We start from the raw sequence: 23,739 nt of genomic DNA on the forward strand, positions 1-23,739 counted from the left end.
TCTCCTTAGTTAACGATACTTGAACCTGAAAAATAAATTTTAAAATTATTATAAAATGCTTACTGAGCCATCATCGCACGTGCTGTATCTAGCATGCGATTGGCAAAACCCCATTCGTTATCACACCAAACAAGTAACTTTATCAGGCGTTTGTGACTAACACGTGTCTGCGTGCCATCAATAATACAAGAATGTGGGTCGTGATTAAAATCAACCGATACCAATGGCTCTTCGGTGTAACTTAAAATACCTTCTAAGCGGTCTTTTGCTTGGGCTTTAAGTGCCGTATTTACCGCCTTTAAATCTACATCGGCATTTACTGTAACACTTAAATCCATTGCCGTTACGTTAATTGTCGGCACGCGAACCGCAATGGCTTCAAAGCGCCCTTCAAATTTGGGTAAAATGCGGTCTATTCCTCGTGCTAATTTTGTATCAACCGGAATAATAGACTGACTCGCAGCGCGGGTACGACGTAAATCATGATGGTACGCATCAATCACTTGTTGATCGTTCATCGACGCGTGAATAGTGGTAATAGCGCCCGATTCAATGCCAAACGCATCATCTAGCACTTTAATAACAGGCACCACACAGTTTGTAGTACATGAGCCGTTAGATACTATAGTGTGCTCGCGTTTGAGCTCATCGTCGTTAATGCCATACACAATGGTGGCATCTACATCGTTATCAGCTGGGTGCGAAAACAACACCTTTTTAGCACCCGCAGTAATGTGTAATTGTGCATGCTCGCGCGAGTGATAAACACCGGTACATTCAAGTACTACATCTACATCAAGGGTTTGCCAAGGTAATTCTACTGGGTTTTCTTCACAAAATAGTGCAATGGTATCGCCTGCAACACTAATGGTGTCTTCACCAAGTTTTACAGGAAAAGAAAAACGACCGTGGGACGTGTCGTATTTTAATAAATGAGCAATAGCTTCAGGGTCAGCAAGTTCGTTAATCGCAACAATTTTTATCTCGTCGCTCAAACCTGACTCGTACAACGCGCGGACAATATTTCGACCAATACGACCAAAACCATTAATTGCAAGTTTGATTGCCATGAAATATAAAATCCACTCTCTTTACGTGCAGACAAAGGCATCGATGCCTTTTAGATGGCTGTATTGTAATCGACCTTGAACATTATTATAAGAGGGAGCGATTAGAAACTTTAAATTAACCCAAAAGTAGCTAATTTACTTGGCTACTTTTAGGCATAAAGCGACCTTGCTTGAGTGCTTACTGTAGTGCTTTTAAAGCATTAATTATATCTTGTGGCTCTGAGCGGGTGCGGTAATCAACATCAACATAGCGCCACGTCACTTTACCTTCGCTATCTAAAACAAACGTGGCAGGGATAGGTAAAATACTGCCGTTGCCGTTATTAAGCGACTCTAAATCAAGGCCGCGGTCTTCGCGCATATGATCTAATAAAAATGCAGGTACTTGCCACGCTACGCCATAGCTTGCTGCTACATCTGCATTTTGGTCACTCAGCACAACAAAATCCATATTACGTATGTCGTTTTCGCTCATTGAGCCATCGGGCGCTTGCGGGCTAATAGCCACCAGCTGTGCGCCTAATGCGTGAATTTCAGCTAGGCGTGACTGCAATGCTTTTAGCTGTAAATTACAATAAGGGCACCAACTACCACGATAAAAAGTTATAACCACAGGCCCTTTTGCAAGTAGCTCATCTAATAAAACTTGCTCACCGTGCTGGTTCGGCAGTTCAAAGCGTGGGGCATTTTGATCTAAATTAAGTGCATTTGCCCCTTCTTGAAACGCTTTTGCCTGAGCAATGGTTTCATCAACGCCTTTCATAAAATCAGGGTTACCTTTTCGCCCTGCTGCTACTTTTGCCTCGGTTTGTGCTTTTAATGTGTTACTTTCATCGCTCATAGTATTGCTACCTTCAAATTAATCAAAAACATAAAGCTAGCTTACAGTACGAACATGTATTTGAAATGAAATTATTAATTTAATCAGTTATATCTAAATCAAACACCACGTTTATGGATGATTTAAAGCTTATTGTTGCCTGTAAATCGTTACTACGTATTTGAGGAAAAGAATTATCATCTTGCTGCGCCCTGTGCATCTTGGTTATGGCTGTACTAAAACCACTGTCATAGTTGTTTTTAGTTGAGCGAATAGTGCGTACTTCACCTACTTTTGCATTGAATGAATCAGCAAGTAAATCCGCTTTTATTTTTGCATCTTCAATTGCTAACTGTGTGGCTTGCGCTTGTAATTGCTCAAATTTTGAAGATAAAAACGCAATATTTTGAATAGCATTTACTTCTTGGTTCAATAAAAAATCGGTTAAATCGCTCACACGCTCAATACTGTTTAGCGTTACTTCAAACGTTCTTATCGCTGCGTATTCGCTAAGTGCCTGATGCCCTGTTTCAATATAATCCATTCCTGTTTTTTCAATTTTAACGTTTGAGGCAACTACGTCATCGGCGCTTATTTCAAATTGATTGAGCCCATCTATTAATAACTTCACTTTATTCTCAAGCGCGTTATTGGCGGCTTTCGGCTCCTTTTTAACACTATTCACCTTAAATAGTATTTTAGCCATGTCAGGCTCAACTAATACCTCAGCAGTGCCTTGCACTGAGATATGACGATTGGCAGGTAAGCTCGAATTAGCACAAGCGATCACAGGGAATAAGGTTAGAAGAATAGTGGTAATGAGTTTCATAATTTGTCCTGAATAAGTGCCATGCTTGGTTATGCGTCCATACTAATAAATAGCAGCCAATCGTGTTTCAGCGAATGTTTAATTACTGTGTGCTTGATGCAGCTTTTGACTTTGGCTTAATCGTTTTTCCTTGGTGTAGATTAGGTATCAAAGCTGAAATATTTTCTTGTGAAATAATAAGTAACTCATCTTGTTTATTATCATAAACAAATAAATTCCGCATTGTTGAGGCTACTATTTGAACATTTTGAAGTTGAGTTACTTTACTCTGAGCAATTGGATAATTTAATGACAAGTGATAATTCATTGTTCTTTCATTTATTATATCTTTACTGTGTGAATGCGCCAACATAGTAGGGTATGTAGATATTATAAGTGCTAAAAATAACATTAATGAGTAACTAGGTTTTAATAAATAGAACGGGTAACCAAAGCCATAATAAAGTTTTTTTAACACGGTTGTTTTACTAGGATCTGGCATGTGTCCTGAGCGCCAATTTAAATAAATAGCTGTTAAAACGATGATCGTAGTATAAAGAGTAATAAGTAAAAAATTTGAAATCAGTGCCAGTAAAAAGTCACTTATTTCAATGAAATTGAATATATCAACCGAGAAGTTATTAAGTAAAACGTAAAGATACACAACGCCTGATAAACTACCCAGTAAGTAAAGAATAGTAAGAAACACACCAAAATTATTGTGAATGTACTTTTTAACTGCTTTAAGGTCATTGTTTAACTGGTTGTAATACTTACTGGCGGCTTCAATTACCATAATAAATCCTTTTAAAATTCTTATCTTAACAAAATAATTAGTAAATGCTGTAGCTTTGTTAAATTATTGACCTCAACTGCAACTCCTTCCCACGGTTTATTTGGTAGCACTGGGCTAGTAATAATTCGGCGGTGGCCTGTGCGTCTGTAAGTGCGTTATGGCAATGATAGCTTGGTAACTCATAACGTTTGCGACACGCACTTAGGGTTAAATCATCTTGTTTTATTTCTGCACCTTGGCAAATAAGGCGCTTTTTTTCTATGTGGAGGGTGTCGAGTATTAGCTTTGGTTGCGCACTTATATTAGCGTTTTTAAGGGCTGCTTTTAAAAACCCCCAATCCAGTATGGCGTTATGAAAAACCAAAATATGGTCACTAAAATCACGGCTTAGCTGCGTTAATATAGTGTGCAGGCTTTGTCCTTTAGCCACTGTGTCGTCAATAATGCCGTGAAAAACAGGGCTTTGCTCTAGGCTTTTTACATCCTTGTTTATTAAATGCTGCGACTCGCTCATTTTTATACATTGGTTGTCTATTTTAACCCAAGCCACCGATACAATTTCATGCTGGTTTACATCAAGCCCAGTAAGCTCTAAATCAATCACTAAATAGCGTTGCGTTAACGCATTTTGACTTAATAAATTACGCCTTTTTATATACTTACTGAGCCATTTTTTTACCACAGCGCTTACCTCTTGTTACAAACTGCCACGGGCAAATTTAAACGCCGCGGCTTGCTGCGCTTGTTTTACTAAATAAAAAGCCTCTTTAAGCTGATGGCGCTCTAATGAACTTAATTTATCGGGGTTTATGCAGTTACTTGGCAAACCTTCTTCGTTTATTTGCGTACTAAAACGCAACTGAGTTAAAAATCGCCAGCAATCTTTTAAATTATAAATATCGTGTTTATTTAGCAGTGAATGCTTAAGTAAAGCATCTAAACGCTCTTGGGTATTGGCGCGTTTTATGCCTGCTTTTAACGCATATAAACGCACTATGTCGTTAATGATCACCACACCACGTTTTTTTAAATCAATGTATTTATGGTTGTTATCATTTTTTTGCGTTTTAAGTTTATTAAACAAGCCAATAGGCACTGAGCTGGCTCTTATATCGGTTGCCATAGCAGCATAAAATAACTCATCGCGCGATATTCTGTTTAACTGCTCGCAAAAGCCGCTGTATAGGGCATTGGAGCCTTCTATAAAGCGCAAATCAAAAAATATTTTACAGTTAAGCATGGCGCTTGGGGTTGGGCTTTTTATCCATTTAAAAAAGCGCTCGCACCAACTACTCACACTCATTCTGCACTCATCGCTGCTGGCCATAATATTCCCCGGGCAACGCCTAATGCCGCATTCTACTAACTGCTCACATACAAACTCCCCCATGTGTTTAAAGTAAGCTTGGTGTTGCTCACTTAAATCATCTGGGAGTAATAAGCCATTGTCTTGATCTGAATGTAGTGTTTGCTCTTCGCGTGCTTGCGAGCCAAAACATATGAAGCAAAAGCTGGTGGGGGCTGCGCCATTTTCTTCTTGAAATAAATGAATAAGGCGCGAGGTGAGTGCATCGGTTAAGCCGCTGAGTAGTTTACCAATTAGCGATATGTCTTCTATGTTGTACGAAAAACTACGCAGTAACTCAGGGATTTCTCCCGCATAACGTTTTAAATCGGCAATGCTGTGGGCTTTATAAATGCGGCCAATAAGCTGCACAGGGTCGCTTTTTTGCTGGCGCAGTAAATCGGTACTGGTAAGCATACCCAAAGGCTTATGGTTTTCATCAAGTACAGGTAAATGATGAATATTGTATTTAAGCATTAAATGCAAAGCAGAAAAAACCCGATTGTTTTCAAATATAAATTTAGGCTTTGCACTCATTATGCTGCTAACCGCATCTTGCGGATCGACTTCATCGGCCAGTACACGGTTACGTAAGTCGCGGTCGGTCACTACGCCAACTAAAATGGCGTGTTCGGTGATCATAATTGACGATACACCGTGTTTTTTCATTTTTTTAGCGGTTTGCCTAATACTGGCATCGGGGGCTAAGGTTATGGCGGTGCGGGTCATCAGCTCAGATATTCTGCGCTCAGACCAGCTATCGTTTTTACTTTTATAATGTGATGAAAGCAAACGATTGGCGTGCGCGCGTACAAAATACTGCTCAAACGGTTTGTACTGATGACGTAAAAAGTCAAAATGCGTTTGCGCAAGCATATACACTATGCCCTCTTTTTGTACCTGTAACCTATTTTGAATCGCCTCTCCGGTTAACAAAGAAGGATAGCCAAAGTAATCCCCCTGCGCTAAACGCTTCACTACATCGCCTTTTGCATCCACTAGGTCGTATAAACCAGAGCGAATTAAAAAAAGCTTGGGGGTTTGCGTTTGCAGCCACTGCGCTTGGTTTTCTCGGGTTAAATAAACACTATCAATATGGCTTACAAAATACTCACACGCACTGTCGTGTAGTATGCTAAATGGCGCCTGCATACACACAAACTGGGCAACTTCCTGCTGCTCTACACTCATTGCTGTACTCTTAAAAAGTATACACAAAACCTAATGTACTCATTATTTGAACAAATAAAAAGCCCGACTAAAGTCGGGCTTTTGGTGCTTTATTTTTAAGTAGGCTTAGCGCATTAATGTGCGTGTGCTTCACCTGACCCTTTAGGATTACGAATACCTTCCACCATTTGTTGTATTTCAAGTGGTGTCGATTTTGTTAATTTAAGTACGGTTGCAGCTACCGCAAAGTTAATTATCATCCCCACTAAGCCAATTCCTTCGGGTGAAATACCTAAGAACCAATTTTCTGGGCTATTAAGCTCAGGGCTTACAAATTTAAAGAAGATAATATACGCAGCGGTAAAGCCTATACCGGTCACCATGCCAGCAATTGCGCCTTCTTTATTCATTGTTTTAGAGAATATCCCCATAATAATTGCCGGGAAGAAACTCGCCGCCGCTAAACCAAAGGCAAAGGCGACCACCGATGCAACAAACCCAGGCGGGTTAATCCCAAAGTAAGCCGATATAACAATGGCAATCATCGCAGCTAACCGAGCAGCTAGTAGCTCTTGTTTATCGCTTATGTCGGGTTTAAGGGTGCGTTTAAGTAAATCGTGCGACACTGATGTTGAAATAACCAGCAATAACCCCGCAGTGGTTGAAAGCGCAGCAGCAATACCACCGGCCGCAACTAATGCGATTACCCATGCTGGTAAATCAGCAATTTCAGGGTTAGCCAGTACCATAATATCGCGGTCTACTTTTACTTCGTTTGCGCTTGTTGGGTCTTCTACCTTGCCGGCGGTGTAAAACATTTTGCCGTCGCCGTTTTTATCATTAAAGGTAATTAAGCCCGTGCGTTCCCAGTTTTTGATCCACGCTGGTGCTTGAGCGTACTCTGTACCGCTACCATCTTTACCGTTAATGGTGTCAATCATGTTTACGCGTGCAAACGAGGCAACCGCCGGTGCAGTAGTGTAAACAATAGCAATAAATACCAGTGTCCACGCTGCTGAAATACGGGTATCTTTAACGCGTGGTACAGTGAAAAAGCGAACAATTACATGCGGTAAACCTGCAGTACCCACCATTAAAGCGCCGGTAATAGCAAATACGTCAATCATGCTTTTAGAGCCTTCGGTGTATTGTGCAAAGCCCAGCTCTGCGCTTAACCCGTCTAGCTTATCAAGTACATACATGCCTGAGCCATCACTCAATGTGGCACCAAAGCCGGTTTGCGGGAAGAAGTGGCCTGTCATCATCATTGAAATAAAGATAGCGGGCACAAGGTAGGCAAACACAAGCACACAGTACTGCGCTACTTGCGTGTAGGTAATGCCTTTCATGCCGCCAAGTACCGCATAAAAGAATACAATCACCATTCCAATGTAAACACCGGTTTCAATTTCTACTTCTAAAAAGCGCGAAAATACCACGCCTACGCCACGCATTTGTCCAGCAATGTAAGTAAAACAAATAAAGATTGCACACAAAATAGCAACAACACGTGCTGTTTGTGAGTAGTAACGGTCGCCTATAAAGTCAGGTACAGTGAATTTGCCAAATTTACGTAAGTAAGGCGCTAAACACATAGCGAGTAATACATAGCCGCCAGTCCACCCCATTAAGTAAACACCGCCATCGTAACCTGCAAACGAAATAATACCCGCCATTGAAATAAACGACGCTGCGCTCATCCAATCGGCTGCGGTTGCCATACCATTGGCAAGCGGAGGTACGCCGCCCCCTGCCACATAAAACTCATTTGTAGAGCCTGCACGCGCCCAAATTGCAATGCCGATATAAAGCGCAAAACTTAAACCAACAATTATAAATGTGAGTGTTTGAACATCCATTACCTAGCTCCTATTCGTCTACGCCGTATTTTTTATCTAACGTGTTCATTTTGAAAACGTAAACAAAAATCAAAGCTACAAAGGTGTAAATAGCGCCCTGTTGTGAAAACCAGAAGCCAAGTTTAAACCCAAAAAAACGTACTTCATTCAGTACATCTACCAGTAATATGCCAAAGCCAAATGAGACCACAAACCACACTGCTAGTAACTTAAACAGTAGTGAAATGTTTTCTGCCCAATAAGCTTTTGCTTGTTCTTCATCTTTAAAAGCCATTTTTATTTTCCCCTTTAAGCATTGCATAATTGCAATGAGTGGTTTTTTTATAGTCGGTTATTAATTTAGCAACGCGGCGTGAAGAGTGAAGTGAGACCATAGTCGTAACAGCCTATTAACGTTTACGTAAACTGCAAATGCAATTGTATTTAAAAACACAATTACACATAGTTTTCAGTAAGTTAGCTTTTACCAAAGGGCGTTAACGGCAAAATTTAAGTGGCTTTGTGTAAAAATGCGACATTAGTCTAATAAATCACCAGAAATAAAAATAATCATTTAAAATCAACACAATAAAAACAACGTTAATATTTTGCATAAATTGTGCACGCACACTTAAAGTTATCTCTGGTATTGTGTGTGGGTATAAATAATAAGGTTTAATAACAACATGACTGCTGTACTGATTTTTGTAGCATTAGGCTATATTGGGGTGCTGTTTTGGCTCGCTAATTGGGGCGATAAAACAACACCACTTGCTAAACGGATTAGCCATCATCCTTTTGTGTATTCGTTATCGTTAGGGATTTATTGTACCTCGTGGACGTACTATGGTTCGGTTGGTACCGCTGCCACCAGTAGTTGGAGCTATTTACCCATTTTATTGGGGCCTTCATTGTTGTTCTTTTTTGGCCAAGGCTTTTTACGCAAACTGGTATTAGTAAGTAAAAAACAAAACATTACCACCATTGCCGATTTTATTTCTGCCCGCTACGGTAAACGTCAAACCAGTGCAATACTGGTCACTGTTATTGCCCTACTTGCCACCATTCCCTATATTGCGCTGCAGTTAAAAGCACTCAGTACCAGCTTTTTGCTTTTGCAAAACAGCAATCAAATATCTGGCGAAATGCTTACCCTCACCGCCACGTTAATTATGGCGCTGTTTGCAATATTTTTTGGTACCCGTAAGGTAGATGTTACCGAGTACCGCTCTGGGCTTATGCTAGCAGTCGCCTTTGAGTCAATGATAAAGCTCATTGCGCTTATTGCCGTCGCTGGCTTAGCCTTGTACACCTTATTTAATTTACCCACCCTTAGCGGCGACAAAGTCACAGAGTCGATTTGGCAACACTGGGGCAACTTTAACTTTTTTAGTTTTAACTTTATTGGCCAGTCACTTATGGCTGCCGCGGCCATAATTTGTTTACCACGACAATTTCATGTCACCGTGGTAGATAACCAAGACAAACGCCATTTATTTACTGCTCGCTGGGCTTTTCCGCTGTATTTATTACTCACCGCCGCGATGATAATTCCTATTGCTACTGCCGCAATTCACCCAAGTATTGGTAGCAGTTTTTCACCCGACAGCTTTGTATTAGCGCTACCGCTTATTCACGACCAAGCTTTTTTAAGTACCTTTGTATTTATTGGCGGGCTTTCTGCAGCCACCGCTATGATAGTGGTGGCCACACTTACGCTTAGCACCATGATCTCTAACGATGTAGTGCTGCCGCTTATGCTACGCCGTAAATTTAAGCGCAACTTAATTACCAGCAGTTATAAATCGCAAATTTTGTTAGTTAGGCGTTTTACCATAGCCGGCATACTTATATTGGCTTATTTTTATCAGCAATGGTTTGGCCATGGTAGTGCGCTGGCCAGTATGGGGCTGGTGGCATTTTCGTTAGTAACGCAGCTGCTCCCGGCTATTGTGGGCGGGCTTTACTGGCGAAAAGGCCATGCTTATGGTGTATATGCGGGGCTATTAGCGGGTTTTATTTGTTGGGTATTATTTTTAATGATGCCAATTTTAGATGCCGGTAGCGCTCTTGATAGCGAGCTTCAGCAAACACTTATTACACGCGGCACTCTGATTGCCTTATTTGCTAACATTGGCTGTTATATTAGCTTTTCGTTAGGGGCAGAAGAGCGCTTGATAGATAAAATTCAGGCCGCCGCATTTGTTAACCCTAAAGATCAGGCTATTTTATCGCGCCGCTTAAACAAAAATGTTAAAGCCACGGTTTACGACTTTAAAATACTACTGCAAACCTTTTTAGGTATTCAGCGTAGCCAACAAGTACTGGCGCACTTTTCACTTTCGCACCAGCTAAGTGACAATAATGCCCACCCCGAGCCCGAATTTATAGCCTACTGCGAACGTGCGTTAACTGGGGTGTTAGGGGCGTCTTCAGCGCAGGCGCTAATCCGTACGGTTTCATCGGGTAAACGTATGGCCTTTGAAGAGGTGGTTAACTTTTTTGACGAAACCACACAAGCACTGCAGTTTAACCAAAACCTTTTGTATACCTCGCTCGAAAACTTAAGCCATGGTATTTCGGTGGTCGATAAAGATTTAAAACTGGTGGCATGGAATAAGCGCTACAGCCAAATGTTTGGCTACCCCGACGGCTTTTTAGAAGTGGGGCAACCCATAGAAGATATAATAAGGTACAACGCAGTACGCGGTGAATGTGGCCCAGGCGAAATAGAGCGCCAAGTAGAAAAACGCGTTCAGCATTTAAAAAATGGTAGCTCGCATCACTTTATTCGTCACCGCCGTAATGGCCAAGTGTACGAAATGATAGGTAACCCCCTACCCGATGGCGGCTTTGTAACGAGTTTTTCAGACATTACAAACCATATAAGTACGCAAAATGCGCTTGAAGAAATTAACATGGATCTTGAAAACCGCATTGAAGCGCGAACCCAAGAAGTGCAAACCATTAATAAAGATTTACAAGCACAAATAGATAGCCGAGTAAAAACAGAGCAAGCACTTACTTTAGCCAAGCGCGAAGCAGAGCAAGCCAACGACAGTAAAACGCGATTTTTAGCACTGGCTAGCCACGATATTTTACAGCCTCTTAACGCGGCGCGTTTATACCTTGCAGCCATTGATGAAAAGCAGCTTGATACAACTAACCAAAATAGCTTTAATAAGCTTGGCCACAGTTTAGACTCAACCGTGCATTTAATGTCGGCCTTACTAGAAATTGCCAAGTTAGAGCAAGGCGCAATGACCCCAACTCCACGGCACTTTTGTATAAACGATATACTTATGCCACTGCAAAGTGAGTACGCTATTTTATCAAGCGATAAAGGCTTAAAACTAACCGTGCGTTCAAACGCACAAATTGTGCATAGCGACATTACCTACTTGCGCCGAATTATACAAAACTTGGTGTCTAATGCGGTTAAATACACCGAAACAGGGCGAGTATTAATAGCGTGCAGAAACCGTAAACACAATTTACGTATAGAAGTATGGGACACCGGCCCAGGTATTAGCCAAATAGAACAAGCTAAAATATTTAACGACTTTTACCGTATAGAAGCTGGTGATAACAAAGGCGTTGGTTTAGGGCTTGGCGTTGTAAAACGTATGGCCGATTTACTTAGCTTAGAGCTTGATGTGCACTCAGAGCCCGGAAAAGGAAGCCGCTTTAGTATTGAAGTACCCTATGGAGATGCGCAGTTTGTACAACAAAAAGCAACGGCCAGCAGCTTAGTAGAAAACCGCGCCGCGATTAACATAGTCGCGGTAGACGATGACCCCGAAAACCTAGCAGCAATGGCCAGTTTACTTAAAAAATGGCAAGCCAATTACACCTTGTTTGACGATGTAAATAAAGTACTCGCGCACGCTAAACAGCACGCAGCGCCCGATGTAATTTTAATGGATTACCAATTAGGTAATGATTGCGATGGTATTTCGCTTATAAAAACACTGCGTGATACATGGCAAAGCGAAGTGCCCGCCATACTTATAACCGCCGTACGCGACACCGAGCTTAAACAAGAAACCAAAGCGGCTAATATTCATTATTTAAGTAAGCCTATTAAGCCAGGTAAGCTAAAAGCACTGCTTAATCACAGCACGTAATAGCTAATTAGCAGCAAAAAATAAGCCCAGCATTAGCTGGGCTTATTTATGTGCTTAACCAAGGCGTTGGATCCCTTAATTATTAGGCTGGTTTGGCTTGGCTACGCAGTTTTTGAAATAACCAACTAAGCCCCACTAACGACAAGCCCAAGCCAATAAACGACAGCGCTTTTAAAAGCCCCGTTAAATTAGCCATGTCCACTAAGAATACTTTTAATATAACGGCTGCCAATAATCCTAACCCTATTTTTTGGATTAATAGCTGATTTTTTAAATGCCCTAACACCACAGTAATAGCCCCTAACACAAGCCAAATAACCGAGTAGCTATAAAGCTCTGCGTTGCTTGCACCTGTTGATAAGTAAATATAAGGGCCCTGCCAGTATTGGCGTATAAAGCCATTAATTGCTAACACACTCAATACACCCGCTACTGTGAGTATAAATGGCGCAGCTTTTGTATACAGCGGTTTAATTAACGTATAAAGCCAAAGCACGAGACCCGCAGGCACTAACCAAAGCCAAAATAGCCAATTAAATACAAAATATTCGCCAATATAAATAGAGCTTAAAAATGGGTTGGCGTTTAGCAAGGTGCTCAGTGCAGTAACCCCCGCAGCGCCTGCTAATGCCATGCCTGCCACTTGGTATAATTTAGCTAAGCTACCGGCAATACGAGCACGGTGTAAATATACACAACCCAGTGCAAGCCAATTACAGGTGAGTAAAGCTTGTTCGTAAAAGCTCAAAGAATCAAACTGCGGATAGTGCCCTACCAGTTGATAGCTGGTTTCGGTGGTAATAAATAACGCCAAGCAATGCAGCGCTGCGCCTTCAAGCCAAACTTTTAACTGGGATGCGTTAAAGCATTTGGCTGCAGTGTAAAATAACACCACACACAAAGGATAAACTACTAAGCTCCAGTGTACACCCAATACACTAAGCGCTTCGTAACTTGGGGTCCACGGTGACAGTGTAAGGCGAAGTAGTAATGCAGCCACCAGCGCTTTAATTGGCCAATGTGGCATAGGCACCCGATAGCGGTTTATTAACACGCTAATAAGTAAAACTTGAATAGCCAGTGCAATGGTTAGCCCGCTGTCATTTAATAACATAGTAATAGCAAGCGTGATGTTGGCATTTGCCCCCACCCAATATGTAAAGCGCTGAAAAAGCGTTGCGCCACCTATTGCGCACTTAATTAAAATGGCGCTACTTGTAAGTAGTATCACTGCCCACAATGGATAGGCTGTGGCCAACGCATGGTTTGGGATTATAGCGTATAAGGTGGCAATCATTATAAATACGCTAAACGAGGCAGTAATATGAAAAGCCAACCGTTTAGGTTGCCACTTTATACCAAAATAGAGCCCATATACGCTGAGCGCTAACCCTAAAAATATAGCGCCACCATATTGGTGCCTAAATATAAATAGCGAGTCAGAATAATCAGCATAATAAGAAGGCGTGCTTAATAGCCAGAGTACAGCTATTAACATCGCCACCCCTTGCCATAAATCCCAGCGGCTATTTTTAAGCACTAAAAACAGCAATGTTAATATGCTTAACGCATTTATTATTTGCCACTGTAAGTAGTTATTACTATCAAAAAGCATAGCCAGTAACAAAGGGACAATACAAGCAAGCATTAAAGGGTTACTAGGGAGTGCGCTTATTAGGCGCTTTAAACTATGTGGGCGAGTTTCAACCACCGCAAGTTTTAACCCCAAGCGTGGCACGGCAATTAAACCAATAATACTTAATAGCCCATACGTGCCCATAAGCCAAATGGTGCTGCTGTTAGCTAAAGTAAAGCCAACAACATACCAGCTCAAATGCCCCGCCCAAAGTAAATACCACAGCCATGCACGCTGTACTTTATGCGCGACCAGCGCAGCAGATAAGCTCACAAACCCAATGTACATATAAAGCGCAAATAAATTATTGCTGCCGGTATTAATCAGCACGGGGACACAATAAGCACCAATAATACCTAGTACGGCCAATACTGGGCCAAGCATTATTGCCATAGCGCTCGCACTTATGGCAATAACCCCAAGTACAACAAATACTGTTAAAGGGCTGATCATGTTATAGCTGCTATACGCTAATAAGGTCAGTGCAAAGCACGTAATAAAACCCCCACTGGCAAGCGCTGCAGGTATATAGTTATTAAACCCTTCAAATACACTATTTTTGTAATGCATATAAGCTGCGGCTGCAATTAAGCCACCACCAAATAAACCGCCTAGAGTTAATCGCATTGCAGGAGAGAGCAACCCGGCTTCTAAACTGTACTTTGCTAAAAATATACCGCCTAGCGCCAATGCGATTGCGCCTATCCAGGTCATCCAGTTTTGTTCAAAGTCGCTACGCAATTTTTCAAAAAAAGAAGTAACAAGTGTGGGTTTGAGATTTTTACTGTCTTGCTTATGTTTACTGGCAGTAGCATTAGCGGGTGGCTTTATTGCTGAAGCTGGCGTTTTTACCTGCCCACGAGGCTGACTTGGCTGATTGGATTGATTAGGACTAACTTGATTAAAAGTCGCCTCATTGCTATTTGCTTGAGCCGTGTACGCATGTTCAGCTGTGGAGCAAGCGGCGCTTTTATCGGTGCTTTTAACGGCGTCTTCATCGTGGCTTTGTGCGTTGTTAGCTAATTCTAAGCTGAGTACTTTTGCTTTTAATTGAGCAATTTCTTGCTTTAAATTACTAAGTTGTGCAATTGCGACAATACCGCAAAGTGCACCGGCCATTATTGCAAATGCAAATAAACCCACTATTCCTAAAAACTCATCCATGGCACGCTCTTTTTATTTATTATGTTATGAGTGTACCTAAAATTTTTAAAAGTTATAGCAATCTGCTTATATATGGGTTTATTTAATGTAAACAAAATCACGCTACAGCTAGGCAAAAAAAAGCCCCAAACAATAAAGCTTAGGGCTTTTACTTTCTAGAACGTGTTACAAGTTGCTTATTCTACGCTGTCTGTAATTGTGCGCGTTACACTCATTTTAAAGCCTGAACTGGTTGTCTCATCGTGCTCTAAAATTAAGATATAGTTACCTTCTTCGGTAAAATCTATATCGCTTTGTTGAATTAACACTATTTGTTGGCCGTTATCTTCGTATACGGCATACACAGTGTAAGCTTCATCATCTACATCAATTTCTTCTTGATCGTATCTATCTAAGCCATCAATTACATTGGTGGCGTCATCAACAGTTTCACCATTTAAGGTAAAGTACACGTCAACTTCGCTTACTGTTTGCCCTGCGTAGCTTTCAATTAGGTTAACAACCGAAATAGTATGGCTGTAGCTGCTAGGTGTTAGGTTTTCCTCAACACTCATCATGCGTAAACCATTATCGACATCGTTGTAAAAAACGCCTACCGCACTTTGCTCGCGCTCTAGGGTCATTAAAAAGTTATCGGCAAGCTTAGTGCCCTCTTCGTCGTACATTGCAACGCTGTAACTATTTGGCGAAAGCTCAACGTAATCGGTGTAGGTATCGCTTGCTACCGTATTGGTATCGTTAACTGTGGTGCCACGGGTCGTGCTAAAGCTAACTGGCGAGTAATCGTCAACGGTATTTATAAAGCGCAATTGGCCTAACGCTGATTGGTGCTTTAGTGCTGTAACATAGTTATTGTCAGTCACAATATCGAGCGTGATACCATTTTCTTCTGTTGCATAGCTTGGGCGGATCATGGCTACGTAGCTTTCTTCATCGTAAAAATAAACCGACTCCGACTCATACACTACATCAGTGCTACCTGCCTCAGTGATATAAATTGTGTAGTAACCCTCATCAAGGGTTTGTAAATCTAGCTCACTCAAATACTGTGTTGATGTAAATAGTTCAGCACTTTCAAATACGCCATCATCGGTTGCTAGGTAAATATCGTAGCTAGTGTCTTCACTGGTGATATTGTAAAAACCTAAGTTAAACTCATCTGTATCACTTGAAATGGGCACACTTAGCTCTGTGAACGTAGGTTCGTCAAAGTTACCGCTCATTACAATTAGTTCGGTTTTGTCACCTTTGATTGATACTTCTTGTTCGCTAATTGTAATGTATCTGTCGTTTGCATCTAAGTATTCAAAGCTTAAATCGTAAGTGCCGGTGCTGTAATTATGACGCGTGGTTACATCAGCAAAATCAGTGCCTGAGCGCTCAGTTTCGTCTACAAATAAACGCGTATATGGGCTGTTATAAGAGCCATTATATAATTGTACGTAGCCTGTATCACTTGAGCCGTCGCTGCCGCCACAACCAACTAGAATAGACATTAAACTTAGAGGTAAAGCAGCTTTCAACAGAGAGTTGGTCATTAAAGTTTCCTTATTATTAAAATCACTATTATGACTTCTTTGCTGCATTTTAATTTCATAGTTTACAAAGTATTACCCTCGCTGACAGTTCTTTACGAAAACGTTTAAAAGTGTAATAAATGTGCAAATAATAAGGACGTATTTTTACAAAAAAAAGATTTACGGGGCTATTTCAAATCGGTCTCGGCCATTATTTTTAGCAACGTATAAAGCCATGTCTGCGCGTTTCATAACTTTATCGAGGGGCTCATTAGCGCTTTGCAGCGCCATACCAATACTTACGGTAAGCTGTTTGACCTGTTTAACTTTAATATTGTGTGCAATGTCTATTAGTTGCCCACAAAATTCAGCCGCTTGGCTTATATTACCGGTAGGCAAATAGCCGCCAAACTCCTCACCGCCTAAACGAGCAAATACTGCATTATTAACAAATGCACTATTATACTTAGTAGCTAACTGCTGTAGTACTAAGTCACCTTCATCGTGTCCAAACTCATCATTAATTGCCTTAAAATGGTCAATATCAACAATTAAAATAACATAAGGCGTGGCGGAGGCGGTTTTAACATGCCGATAAAAATAACGCCTATTATGTACTTGTGTTAAGTCATCAGTAATTAGTTCGCGCGCTAAACGGTTATGAATACTTTGCACAAAGCGCATGGTTTTAAATAAGCCATAGGCGGTAAAAAGCATTCCCATGGTTCTGCATAAGTCTTCAAAATAAACACTCATCCAATAAGGCTGCACAACTAATTCATCTATTACATCAGCCGTTGTGCCCATACTCCATAGCAATAAACCCAATGTAGAAAACACATACGCTTGTTTTGAAAGCTCAGAGCATTGCACTATCCAAAATAAAAATACGAGCACGATGAGATTGCAAAAATCGGTAGTAAAACCGTACACGTTATTTTGCACATCTAAAGGGGGGAAAGTATTTAAAGCATAAAGCGAGAAGGTAATGATATAAAGCAATAATGCTATACTTACCGCTTTATTTACCCAACTCATTTTATAAAAGTTAGACAGCCTAACGGTAAGTTTTACAGTTTCAATCATAGGGCGGCGCTTTTTAATGCGTTATTAACAAACTATAGCACACCAGAAAAAACCGCTATAAAAGGTTAACTTACCCTGTACTTGCAGGGTTATTTCACCACCGTGAATACAAAGAGTTGAGCAAAGCAGACACAAATACAATGCAAAGCTAAAAACCCACATTTGCATTAGTACCTACACAGTTTTAGTCGCGCTGAGCAGCTTACTTATAACAACTAAGTATAAAACTATATTAAGGTGCTAAGGCCCCATAAAGCTAATATTAAAATAGTAATAGCAATCATCGCTTTAGTTTTGTGTTTACTGATTATTTGCTCGGCTTTATTACCTGCGTAATATACAACAACAGCTAAACTAAAATAGCGAATTGAACGAGCAATACCAGAGGCTAATAAAAACAAACCAATAGAGTATTTTGTAGCCCCAGCGGCAAGCATCGCAATTTGAAACGGAATGGGCACAATGCCCAGCGTCATTACAAACCAAAAACCTTGGCTTTGCATTTGCTGCTTTACATTTTCAAACTGCTCTTGGCTTGAAAACATTTCAATAACCCAGTCACCTATAGCGTCAAATAGGTAATAACCCAGCGCATAACCGAATAAAGCACCAATCACGCACCCAACTGTAGCCATAAGCGCTATTAACCAAAGCTTTTCACGACGTGCTTGCATAAGAGGCACAAGGACTGCTTCAAGCGGAATAGGGACTATTGTAGATTCTAAAAACGACGCTACGGTAATGCCTGTTAGCATATGTTTAGAATCTATAAAGTGCCGTGTTTTTTCTTTTAGTTTTTTTTGAATAGCCATGTAAATCCTTTTTTTGCTTGTGATGATAAGCCGTTGCTCAATGGGTTAATTCTTACATATTTACGTTAATACACGCTGAAAAAAGTTAAAGATTTACCTCCCACATAACCGTTAACAAATTAGCAATATTTATAAGAATATTTTATTATGTGCCAATGTAGTTAAATACCTACCAAAGCAGTTAAAATTTATGCAAAGTGCACGTTTTATCCCCTTTAGAAAACAAGATATTGTTGATATGTGCAGCGCTGAGCTCACAAACAACTCAGAGCAAACATCGTTTAAACAATTTTGCGATTTATTAGCAAGCCTTATCCATTACGATTACCATTCAACACTTGAGTCGCTCAAAAATAACTACGCGCCCTTTGATCCCGATAGCGATACGCGATCTTTAGCGCCAGTATCAGCTGATCAAAAAGCGCAGTGCCAACGCGAATTTGCTAAAGATTTTGCTAAGGTACTTAATGCAGCTAACTTTGAAGTGATCACCCATCAAGACCTACAAGATGCACTCAACGAAGAGTCACTATTTAAAGTACGCCTTGAGGTAGAGTTTGACGACTTTGAAGAAGTGGTTTTTTATCGTCGTGGCGAGTCGCAACTCACTGAAACCATAACCAGCTTTTGGGGTCTTCGTAAAAAGCCCCTGCACTTTACCAATTACGACCGCGTTGCGGTGTTTATTCGCTTTAAAGATAAAGCCTACTTTGAGGCTAAAAATAAAACGCCTTTAGGGTTTGAGCCAAGCTCTACCATAGTTAAGCTGTTTCAAAATGTACCAAAAGCCGACCTTGAAATGCTATTTCCGAATAGCGAAGTACGTATGCGCCCTATAGATAAAGTAATTATTGGCTCATCGGCTTTAGTAGGCGGTGCTGTGGTATTAATCACTAAGCTTGGCGCATCTATTTTATTGTTATTTGCTTTATTTGCTTTTTGGGGTGGCTTTAGGAGTGAGGCCGTAGAAATGACCCAACAACACTTTATTACCTTTGCTATTGGAATGGGAGTTTTTGGCAGCTTTATTTTTAAAGAGTGGAGTAAATTTAAAAACCGTAAAATTAAGTTTATGAAAGCGCTAAGCGATAACCTCTACTTTAAAAATCTAGATAACAATGCCGGTGTTTTTCATACCCTTATAGACGCCGCCGAAGAAGAAGACATAAAAGAAGCCCTGCTTGCCTATACATTTTTACTAAAATCAGAAAGTGGCTTAAGCGCACAAATGCTTGATGAGCAAATAGAGGCGTGGTTTAAAACAAAGTATAAATGCGAACTCGACTTTGAAATTAGCGATGCGCTTGAAAAGCTCACTCGGATGCGTTTAGTAACCTGCACTAACAATTTGTATAGTGCAATAAATTTAGATCATGCAAAAACTATTTTGGATGAGCGCTGGGATAACCTGTTTCAATATAATTAAATAACCTTTAAGGCGGTTAGCTAGATTTAGATTCGGGGATTAGCTAATCTTACTCAAAGTACCTTAACTTTAATTTATGCTTTAGCATATTGTATTTTATGATAGCTTATATATTGCCTGAGATAGGTTACTTTCGCCTATCACCTTGTAAATTAAATACTTTCTATACAAAATTCATTGAATAGAGCTTGACTTAATAGAGCAAGCTAAGAACAAAAAAAAGCCACTCAGTGAGTGGCTTTTGGTATAGCTAAGTGCATTACTCAGCTAAGTATACGTGTTGATTAAGCATTGCCCGGATTAGGGTTAGACTTTTCAGCTTGTATACGCATGTAAATCTCTTCACGATGCACTGAAACGTCTTTAGGTGCGTTAACACCAATTCGAACTTGATTTCCTTTAACACCTAATACAGTAACAGTTACTTCGTCACCAATCATTAGGGTTTCACCTACTCTACGAGTTAGTATTAGCATTCTCTTGCTCCCATGTTCCAATAAATTATAAGATTCCGCTTGACCATTTTAATGAAAAATTGATTGAAAAGTAAGTAAAAACTCCCAAACTATCCATTTTCTGTTAAAAATTCTGAGTGTAACGCTCTTACTGCTAGTTCTAAATACTTCTCGTCAATTAAAACCGATACCTTGATTTCAGACGTCGATACTAAAACTATGTGTATACCTTCTTGCGCCAATGCATCAAAAAATTGATGCGCTACACCACTGTGAGACTTCATTCCTATGCCAACAGCCGACACTTTTGCAACTATTGTATCACTAGAAATGCTATCAGCTTGCAGATTTACCTGTTGTTGAGTTAGTAAATCGTGTGCTTGCAAATAGTCATTTGAATGCACAGTAAAAGCATAGTCTATTTTTTCAAAGTTATGATTAACTTGACTAATCATATCTATTTCGATGCCATTTTCAGCAAAAAGTTTCAAAATTTTTGTAAGAGAATGAACACAGTATGGTACGCCATGTACCTTTATCAAGCATTCGTCACGATTAAACGCAATCCCCGACACAACCTTAGTTGGCATATCGCTCTCCTCAAAACTGATTAGCGTTCCTTCATCGGGCTCAAAACTCGAAAGCACCCTTAGCGGCATTTTATGATTACCAGCCGACTCAACAGCACGAATATGCAATACTTTTGCACCTAAACTTGCCAGCTCTAGCATTTCGGCAAACGTTACATGACGCATTCGCTGTGCAATTGGTTCTACACGAGGATCAGTAGTGTATACGCCATCAACGTCGGTATAGATCTGACATTCATCGGCTTTTATTGCCGCGGCTATCTCTACCGCAGAGGTATCGGTGCCGCCGCGTCCAAGGGTTGTAATATTGCCCTCTACATCGCGCCCCTGAAAACCGGCAATAATCGCAACCCGATTATGCTCAAGTTCATGCTTTAAACGCGTCGCAGCAACCTCTTCAATACGGGCTTTACCAAACATGTTATCGGTTTGAATATTAACCTGATCGGCTAGTAGACTTACAGCCGAATGGCCACGTTTTATAATAGCCATAGCAAGGAGCGAAACAGAAACCTGTTCTCCAGTGCTAATAAGTACGTCTAATTCTCGGCTACTCGGGCGAGTATCTATATGCTTGGCGAGGTTAATTAAGCGGTTGGTTTCTCCCGACATGGCCGAAAGAACCACAACCACTTGATGACCTTGCTGCTTAGTTTTAACAACAAGGTCGGCGACCGCTTCTATTCGCTCAATAGAGCCAACCGAAGTGCCGCCAAACTTTTGGACAATAAGTGCCACGTAAGCTTAAACTTTCTCACTTACCCAGGCAGTCACGCTTTCAAGCGCGGCATTTAGGTTTTCAGGCTGTGAACCACCCGCTTGTGCCATATCAGGACGACCGCCCCCTTTACCGCCTACTTGGCCTGCCATGTGGTTTACAAGCTCACCGGCTTTAACCTTACCGGTTAAATCTTTCGTTACACCGGCAATTAGGCTCACTTTTTCGCCGCTGGCAACACCCAGTGCAATAACACCTGAGCCAATCTTGTTTTTAAGATCGTCAACCATACCTCGAAGCGCTTTAGATTCAGTCCCTTCAACGTTTGCCACTAGTAGCTTAACGCCATTAATTTCAACAATCGAATCAAGTAAAGATGCACCCGCTGCACTGGCTAGCTTATCGTTAAGCTGTGCAATTTGCTTTTCAAGGCCTTTAGACTTTTCAAGAAGCGCAGTTACTTTTTCAAGTACCGATGCGCTATCACCTTTTACCAGCGCTGCTACATCGTTTAGCTGTTTTTCTTGCTCGCTTACATACGCCACTGCATCTGCGCCTGTTACGGCTTCAATACGGCGTACGCCTGCAGCAATACCGCTTTCAGATACAATTTTAAATAAGCCAATATCACCCGCGCGCTCTACGTGCGTACCGCCACACAGTTCAATTGAGTAATCGCCAATGGTTACTACGCGTACTTCATCATCGTACTTTTCGCCAAACAGCGCCATTGCCCCTTTTGCTTTAGCGTCATCAATCGCCATAAGCTCTGTGTTTAGGGCAAAGTTACGACGAATTTCATCGTTAACTACACGCTCAATTTCACGTAGCTCGTCTTTAGTAACCGCTTCAAAGTGCGAGAAGTCAAAACGTAAACGTTCAGGCTCAACCAGCGAGCCTTTTTGGCTTACGTGTTCACCTAATAATTGGCGCAGTGCTTCGTGTAAAATATGCGTAGCTGTGTGATTTTTCTTAATACGTTCACGACGGGCATCATCAATAGTGGCATCTACTTTATCGTTAACCGCAATGCGCCCTTGTACGCTACCGTGGTGCGCAAACGCATTACCCAGCTTAGTAGTGTTAGTCACTGTAAACTCACCACCTGCAACAGTAATGGTACCGGTATCGCCTGTTTGTCCACCAGATTCAGCATAAAATGGCGTATGGTTAAGTACCACAATGCCTTGTTGGCCGTCTTCTAAAATAGAAACCGACTCACCATTTGCAAACACTTCTACTACTGTAGCGCTGTGATGTGTGCTGTCGTAGCCTTTAAACTCAGTGTGTTTTTCTGACTTTAATTGCTCGTTGTAGTCGGCACCAAATTTACCCGCTTGCTGCGCTGTTTTACGCTGTACAGCCATGCACTCTTCAAAGCCTGCATGGTCTATTGTCATTTGGCGTTCACGGGCTACATCGGCCGTTAAATCAGCAGGGAAACCATAGGTGTCGTATAATTTAAATACTAAGTCACCAGGAATAACATCGCCTTTAAGCTCGCTTAGGCTCTCTTCTAAAATAGCTAAGCCACGCTCAAGGGTTTTACCAAATTGTTCTTCTTCAATGCGCAGTACTTTTTCGATAATTTCTTGCTGCTTTGCAAGCTCTGGGTAAGCTTGGCCCATTTGTTCAATAAGCGCTGCAACCAGTTTATAGAAAAACGCACCTTGTGCACCAAGCTTGTTACCATGGCGTACAGCACGACGAATAATACGACGCAATACATAACCGCGGCCTTCGTTTGACGGCATAACACCATCAGAAATTAAAAACGCACACGAGCGAATATGATCCGCCACTACGCGTAGCGACTTATCGTTTAAATCTTGTGCGTTAGTTACACTTGCCGCAGCTGCAATTAAGCCTTGGAACAAGTCGATTTCGTAGTTTGAATGCACGCCTTGTAAAATAGCAGCAATACGCTCAAGGCCCATACCTGTATCAACAGATTGTTTAGGCAGCGGCTCCATAGTACCGTCGCTTTGACGGTTATACTGCATAAATACAAGGTTCCAAATTTCGATAAAGCGGTCGCCATCTTCTTCAGGCGAGCCCGGAGGACCACCCCAAATGTGCTCACCGTGATCGTAAAATATTTCAGAACACGGGCCACACGGGCCAGTATCGCCCATTGACCAGAAGTTATCTGAGGTAGCAATACGAATAATACGATCTTCGCTTAGGCCAATATCATTGTGCCAAAAGCCAAATGCATCTTCATCGTCGTGATAAATAGTAACAAGTAGTTTTTCTTGTGGTAATTTAACAACCTCAGTTAAAAACTCCCACGCAAACTTAATAGCGTCTTGTTTAAAGTAATCGCCAAAGCTAAAGTTACCTAGCATTTCAAAAAATGTA

At 41.1% G+C, this 23,739-nt stretch carries 17 protein-coding genes; 2 read left to right on the forward strand and 15 right to left on the reverse strand.

Translation table 11 applies throughout. The annotated features are described in order from the left end of the window. Window positions 1–59 precede the first annotated feature (59 nt). The 8 genes from epd to B4F91_RS08550 all read right to left on the reverse strand — a co-directional run bounded on the left by epd (window position 60) and on the right by B4F91_RS08550 (window position 8,142). Window positions 60–1,070, reverse strand: a complete 1,011-nt coding sequence (epd, locus tag B4F91_RS08515) for an erythrose-4-phosphate dehydrogenase (protein WP_024033193.1) — start codon at window positions 1,068–1,070, stop codon at window positions 60–62. A 178-nt stretch (window positions 1,071–1,248) separates the two neighbouring features. Continuing rightward, complete coding sequence (locus B4F91_RS08520; RefSeq protein WP_264390037.1) at window positions 1,249–1,911, reverse strand: peroxiredoxin-like family protein; 663 nt, start codon at window positions 1,909–1,911, stop codon at window positions 1,249–1,251. 79 nt (window positions 1,912–1,990) lie between these two features. Beyond that, window positions 1,991–2,719: an SIMPL domain-containing protein gene (locus B4F91_RS08525; protein WP_286938670.1), complete on the reverse strand. Its 729-nt coding sequence runs from the start codon at window positions 2,717–2,719 to the stop codon at window positions 1,991–1,993. A gap of 82 nt (window positions 2,720–2,801) precedes the next feature. Further along, window positions 2,802–3,494 carry a hypothetical protein gene (locus tag B4F91_RS08530; protein ID WP_286938671.1) on the reverse strand — a complete coding sequence of 231 codons (693 nt, stop codon included), beginning with the start codon at window positions 3,492–3,494 and terminating at the stop codon, window positions 2,802–2,804. A gap of 58 nt (window positions 3,495–3,552) precedes the next feature. Beyond that, window positions 3,553–4,176, reverse strand: a complete 624-nt coding sequence (locus B4F91_RS08535; RefSeq protein ID WP_286938672.1) for a 3'-5' exonuclease — start codon at window positions 4,174–4,176, stop codon at window positions 3,553–3,555. Window positions 4,177–4,191: 15 nt separating this feature from the next. Further along, on the reverse strand, window positions 4,192–6,030 hold the full coding sequence (locus B4F91_RS08540) for a DUF294 nucleotidyltransferase-like domain-containing protein (protein WP_286938673.1): 1,839 nt from the start codon (window positions 6,028–6,030) through the stop codon (window positions 4,192–4,194). Between the two features lie 113 nt (window positions 6,031–6,143). Then, window positions 6,144–7,868: a sodium:solute symporter family protein gene (locus tag B4F91_RS08545; protein WP_126008048.1), complete on the reverse strand. Its 1,725-nt coding sequence runs from the start codon at window positions 7,866–7,868 to the stop codon at window positions 6,144–6,146. Window positions 7,869–7,878: 10 nt separating this feature from the next. Continuing rightward, window positions 7,879–8,142 carry a DUF4212 domain-containing protein gene (locus tag B4F91_RS08550; RefSeq protein WP_004586074.1) on the reverse strand — a complete coding sequence of 88 codons (264 nt, stop codon included), beginning with the start codon at window positions 8,140–8,142 and terminating at the stop codon, window positions 7,879–7,881. 391 nt (window positions 8,143–8,533) lie between these two features. Here B4F91_RS08550 and B4F91_RS08555 point away from each other — a divergent pair, with 391 nt between their 5' ends. Further along, window positions 8,534–11,974, forward strand: coding sequence for a PAS domain-containing hybrid sensor histidine kinase/response regulator (locus B4F91_RS08555; protein WP_055252793.1), 3,441 nt, complete (start codon window positions 8,534–8,536; stop codon window positions 11,972–11,974). Window positions 11,975–12,056: 82 nt separating this feature from the next. On the opposite strand, the gene B4F91_RS08560 is transcribed toward B4F91_RS08555, so the two are convergent. The 4 genes from B4F91_RS08560 to B4F91_RS08575 form a co-directional block, all read right to left on the reverse strand. Further along, the gene (locus B4F91_RS08560) at window positions 12,057–14,774 is read right to left on the reverse strand and encodes a DUF2339 domain-containing protein (RefSeq protein WP_286939181.1); all 2,718 of its coding nucleotides are present in this window, start codon (window positions 14,772–14,774) and stop codon (window positions 12,057–12,059) included. Between the two features lie 176 nt (window positions 14,775–14,950). After that, window positions 14,951–16,312 carry a hypothetical protein gene (locus B4F91_RS08565; protein WP_286939179.1) on the reverse strand — a complete coding sequence of 454 codons (1,362 nt, stop codon included), beginning with the start codon at window positions 16,310–16,312 and terminating at the stop codon, window positions 14,951–14,953. Window positions 16,313–16,471: 159 nt separating this feature from the next. Further along, the gene (locus tag B4F91_RS08570) at window positions 16,472–17,377 is read right to left on the reverse strand and encodes a GGDEF domain-containing protein (protein ID WP_286939178.1); all 906 of its coding nucleotides are present in this window, start codon (window positions 17,375–17,377) and stop codon (window positions 16,472–16,474) included. A 227-nt stretch (window positions 17,378–17,604) separates the two neighbouring features. Continuing rightward, window positions 17,605–18,189, reverse strand: a complete 585-nt coding sequence (locus tag B4F91_RS08575; RefSeq protein ID WP_029772950.1) for a YqaA family protein — start codon at window positions 18,187–18,189, stop codon at window positions 17,605–17,607. A 190-nt stretch (window positions 18,190–18,379) separates the two neighbouring features. On the opposite strand from B4F91_RS08575, the gene B4F91_RS08580 reads away from it, so the two are divergent. Beyond that, on the forward strand, window positions 18,380–19,615 hold the full coding sequence (locus B4F91_RS08580) for a TMEM143 family protein (RefSeq protein WP_096041221.1): 1,236 nt from the start codon (window positions 18,380–18,382) through the stop codon (window positions 19,613–19,615). A gap of 284 nt (window positions 19,616–19,899) precedes the next feature. Here the strand turns inward: B4F91_RS08580 and csrA are convergent, their stop codons facing one another. From csrA to alaS, 3 genes are all read right to left on the reverse strand, one after another. Next, the gene (gene csrA, locus B4F91_RS08585) at window positions 19,900–20,091 is read right to left on the reverse strand and encodes a carbon storage regulator CsrA (RefSeq protein ID WP_004587515.1); all 192 of its coding nucleotides are present in this window, start codon (window positions 20,089–20,091) and stop codon (window positions 19,900–19,902) included. 89 nt (window positions 20,092–20,180) lie between these two features. Next, the gene (locus B4F91_RS08590; RefSeq protein ID WP_286938675.1) at window positions 20,181–21,398 is read right to left on the reverse strand and encodes an aspartate kinase; all 1,218 of its coding nucleotides are present in this window, start codon (window positions 21,396–21,398) and stop codon (window positions 20,181–20,183) included. A 6-nt stretch (window positions 21,399–21,404) separates the two neighbouring features. Beyond that, window positions 21,405–23,739 (reverse strand): alanine--tRNA ligase (gene alaS / locus B4F91_RS08595; RefSeq protein ID WP_288635565.1); only part of this gene is annotated, 2,335 nt, incomplete at its 5' end.

It is taken from the genome of Pseudoalteromonas sp. UBA6610, from assembly GCF_002433295.1.
Lineage (GTDB): Bacteria > Pseudomonadota > Gammaproteobacteria > Enterobacterales > Alteromonadaceae > Pseudoalteromonas > Pseudoalteromonas atlantica.

Bases quoted from the DNA above. Each gene is read 5' to 3' on its own strand.
- epd (WP_024033193.1), bottom strand. From the start codon at position 1,070: ATGGCAATCAAACTTGCAATTAATGGTTTTGGTCGTATTGGTCGAAAT.
- B4F91_RS08520 (WP_264390037.1), bottom strand. From the start codon at position 1,911: ATGAGCGATGAAAGTAACACATTAAAAGCACAAACCGAGGCAAAAGTA.
- B4F91_RS08525 (WP_286938670.1), bottom strand. From the start codon at position 2,719: ATGAAACTCATTACCACTATTCTTCTAACCTTATTCCCTGTGATCGCT.
- B4F91_RS08530 (WP_286938671.1), bottom strand. From the start codon at position 3,494: ATGGTAATTGAAGCCGCCAGTAAGTATTACAACCAGTTAAACAATGAC.
- B4F91_RS08540 (WP_286938673.1), bottom strand. From the start codon at position 6,030: ATGAGTGTAGAGCAGCAGGAAGTTGCCCAGTTTGTGTGTATGCAGGCG.
- B4F91_RS08545 (WP_126008048.1), bottom strand. From the start codon at position 7,868: ATGGATGTTCAAACACTCACATTTATAATTGTTGGTTTAAGTTTTGCG.
- B4F91_RS08550 (WP_004586074.1), bottom strand. From the start codon at position 8,142: ATGGCTTTTAAAGATGAAGAACAAGCAAAAGCTTATTGGGCAGAAAAC.
- B4F91_RS08555 (WP_055252793.1), top strand. From the start codon at position 8,534: ATGACTGCTGTACTGATTTTTGTAGCATTAGGCTATATTGGGGTGCTG.
- B4F91_RS08560 (WP_286939181.1), bottom strand. From the start codon at position 14,774: ATGGATGAGTTTTTAGGAATAGTGGGTTTATTTGCATTTGCAATAATG.
- B4F91_RS08565 (WP_286939179.1), bottom strand. From the start codon at position 16,312: ATGACCAACTCTCTGTTGAAAGCTGCTTTACCTCTAAGTTTAATGTCT.
- B4F91_RS08570 (WP_286939178.1), bottom strand. From the start codon at position 17,377: ATGATTGAAACTGTAAAACTTACCGTTAGGCTGTCTAACTTTTATAAA.
- B4F91_RS08575 (WP_029772950.1), bottom strand. From the start codon at position 18,189: ATGGCTATTCAAAAAAAACTAAAAGAAAAAACACGGCACTTTATAGAT.
- B4F91_RS08580 (WP_096041221.1), top strand. From the start codon at position 18,380: ATGCAAAGTGCACGTTTTATCCCCTTTAGAAAACAAGATATTGTTGAT.
- csrA (WP_004587515.1), bottom strand. From the start codon at position 20,091: ATGCTAATACTAACTCGTAGAGTAGGTGAAACCCTAATGATTGGTGAC.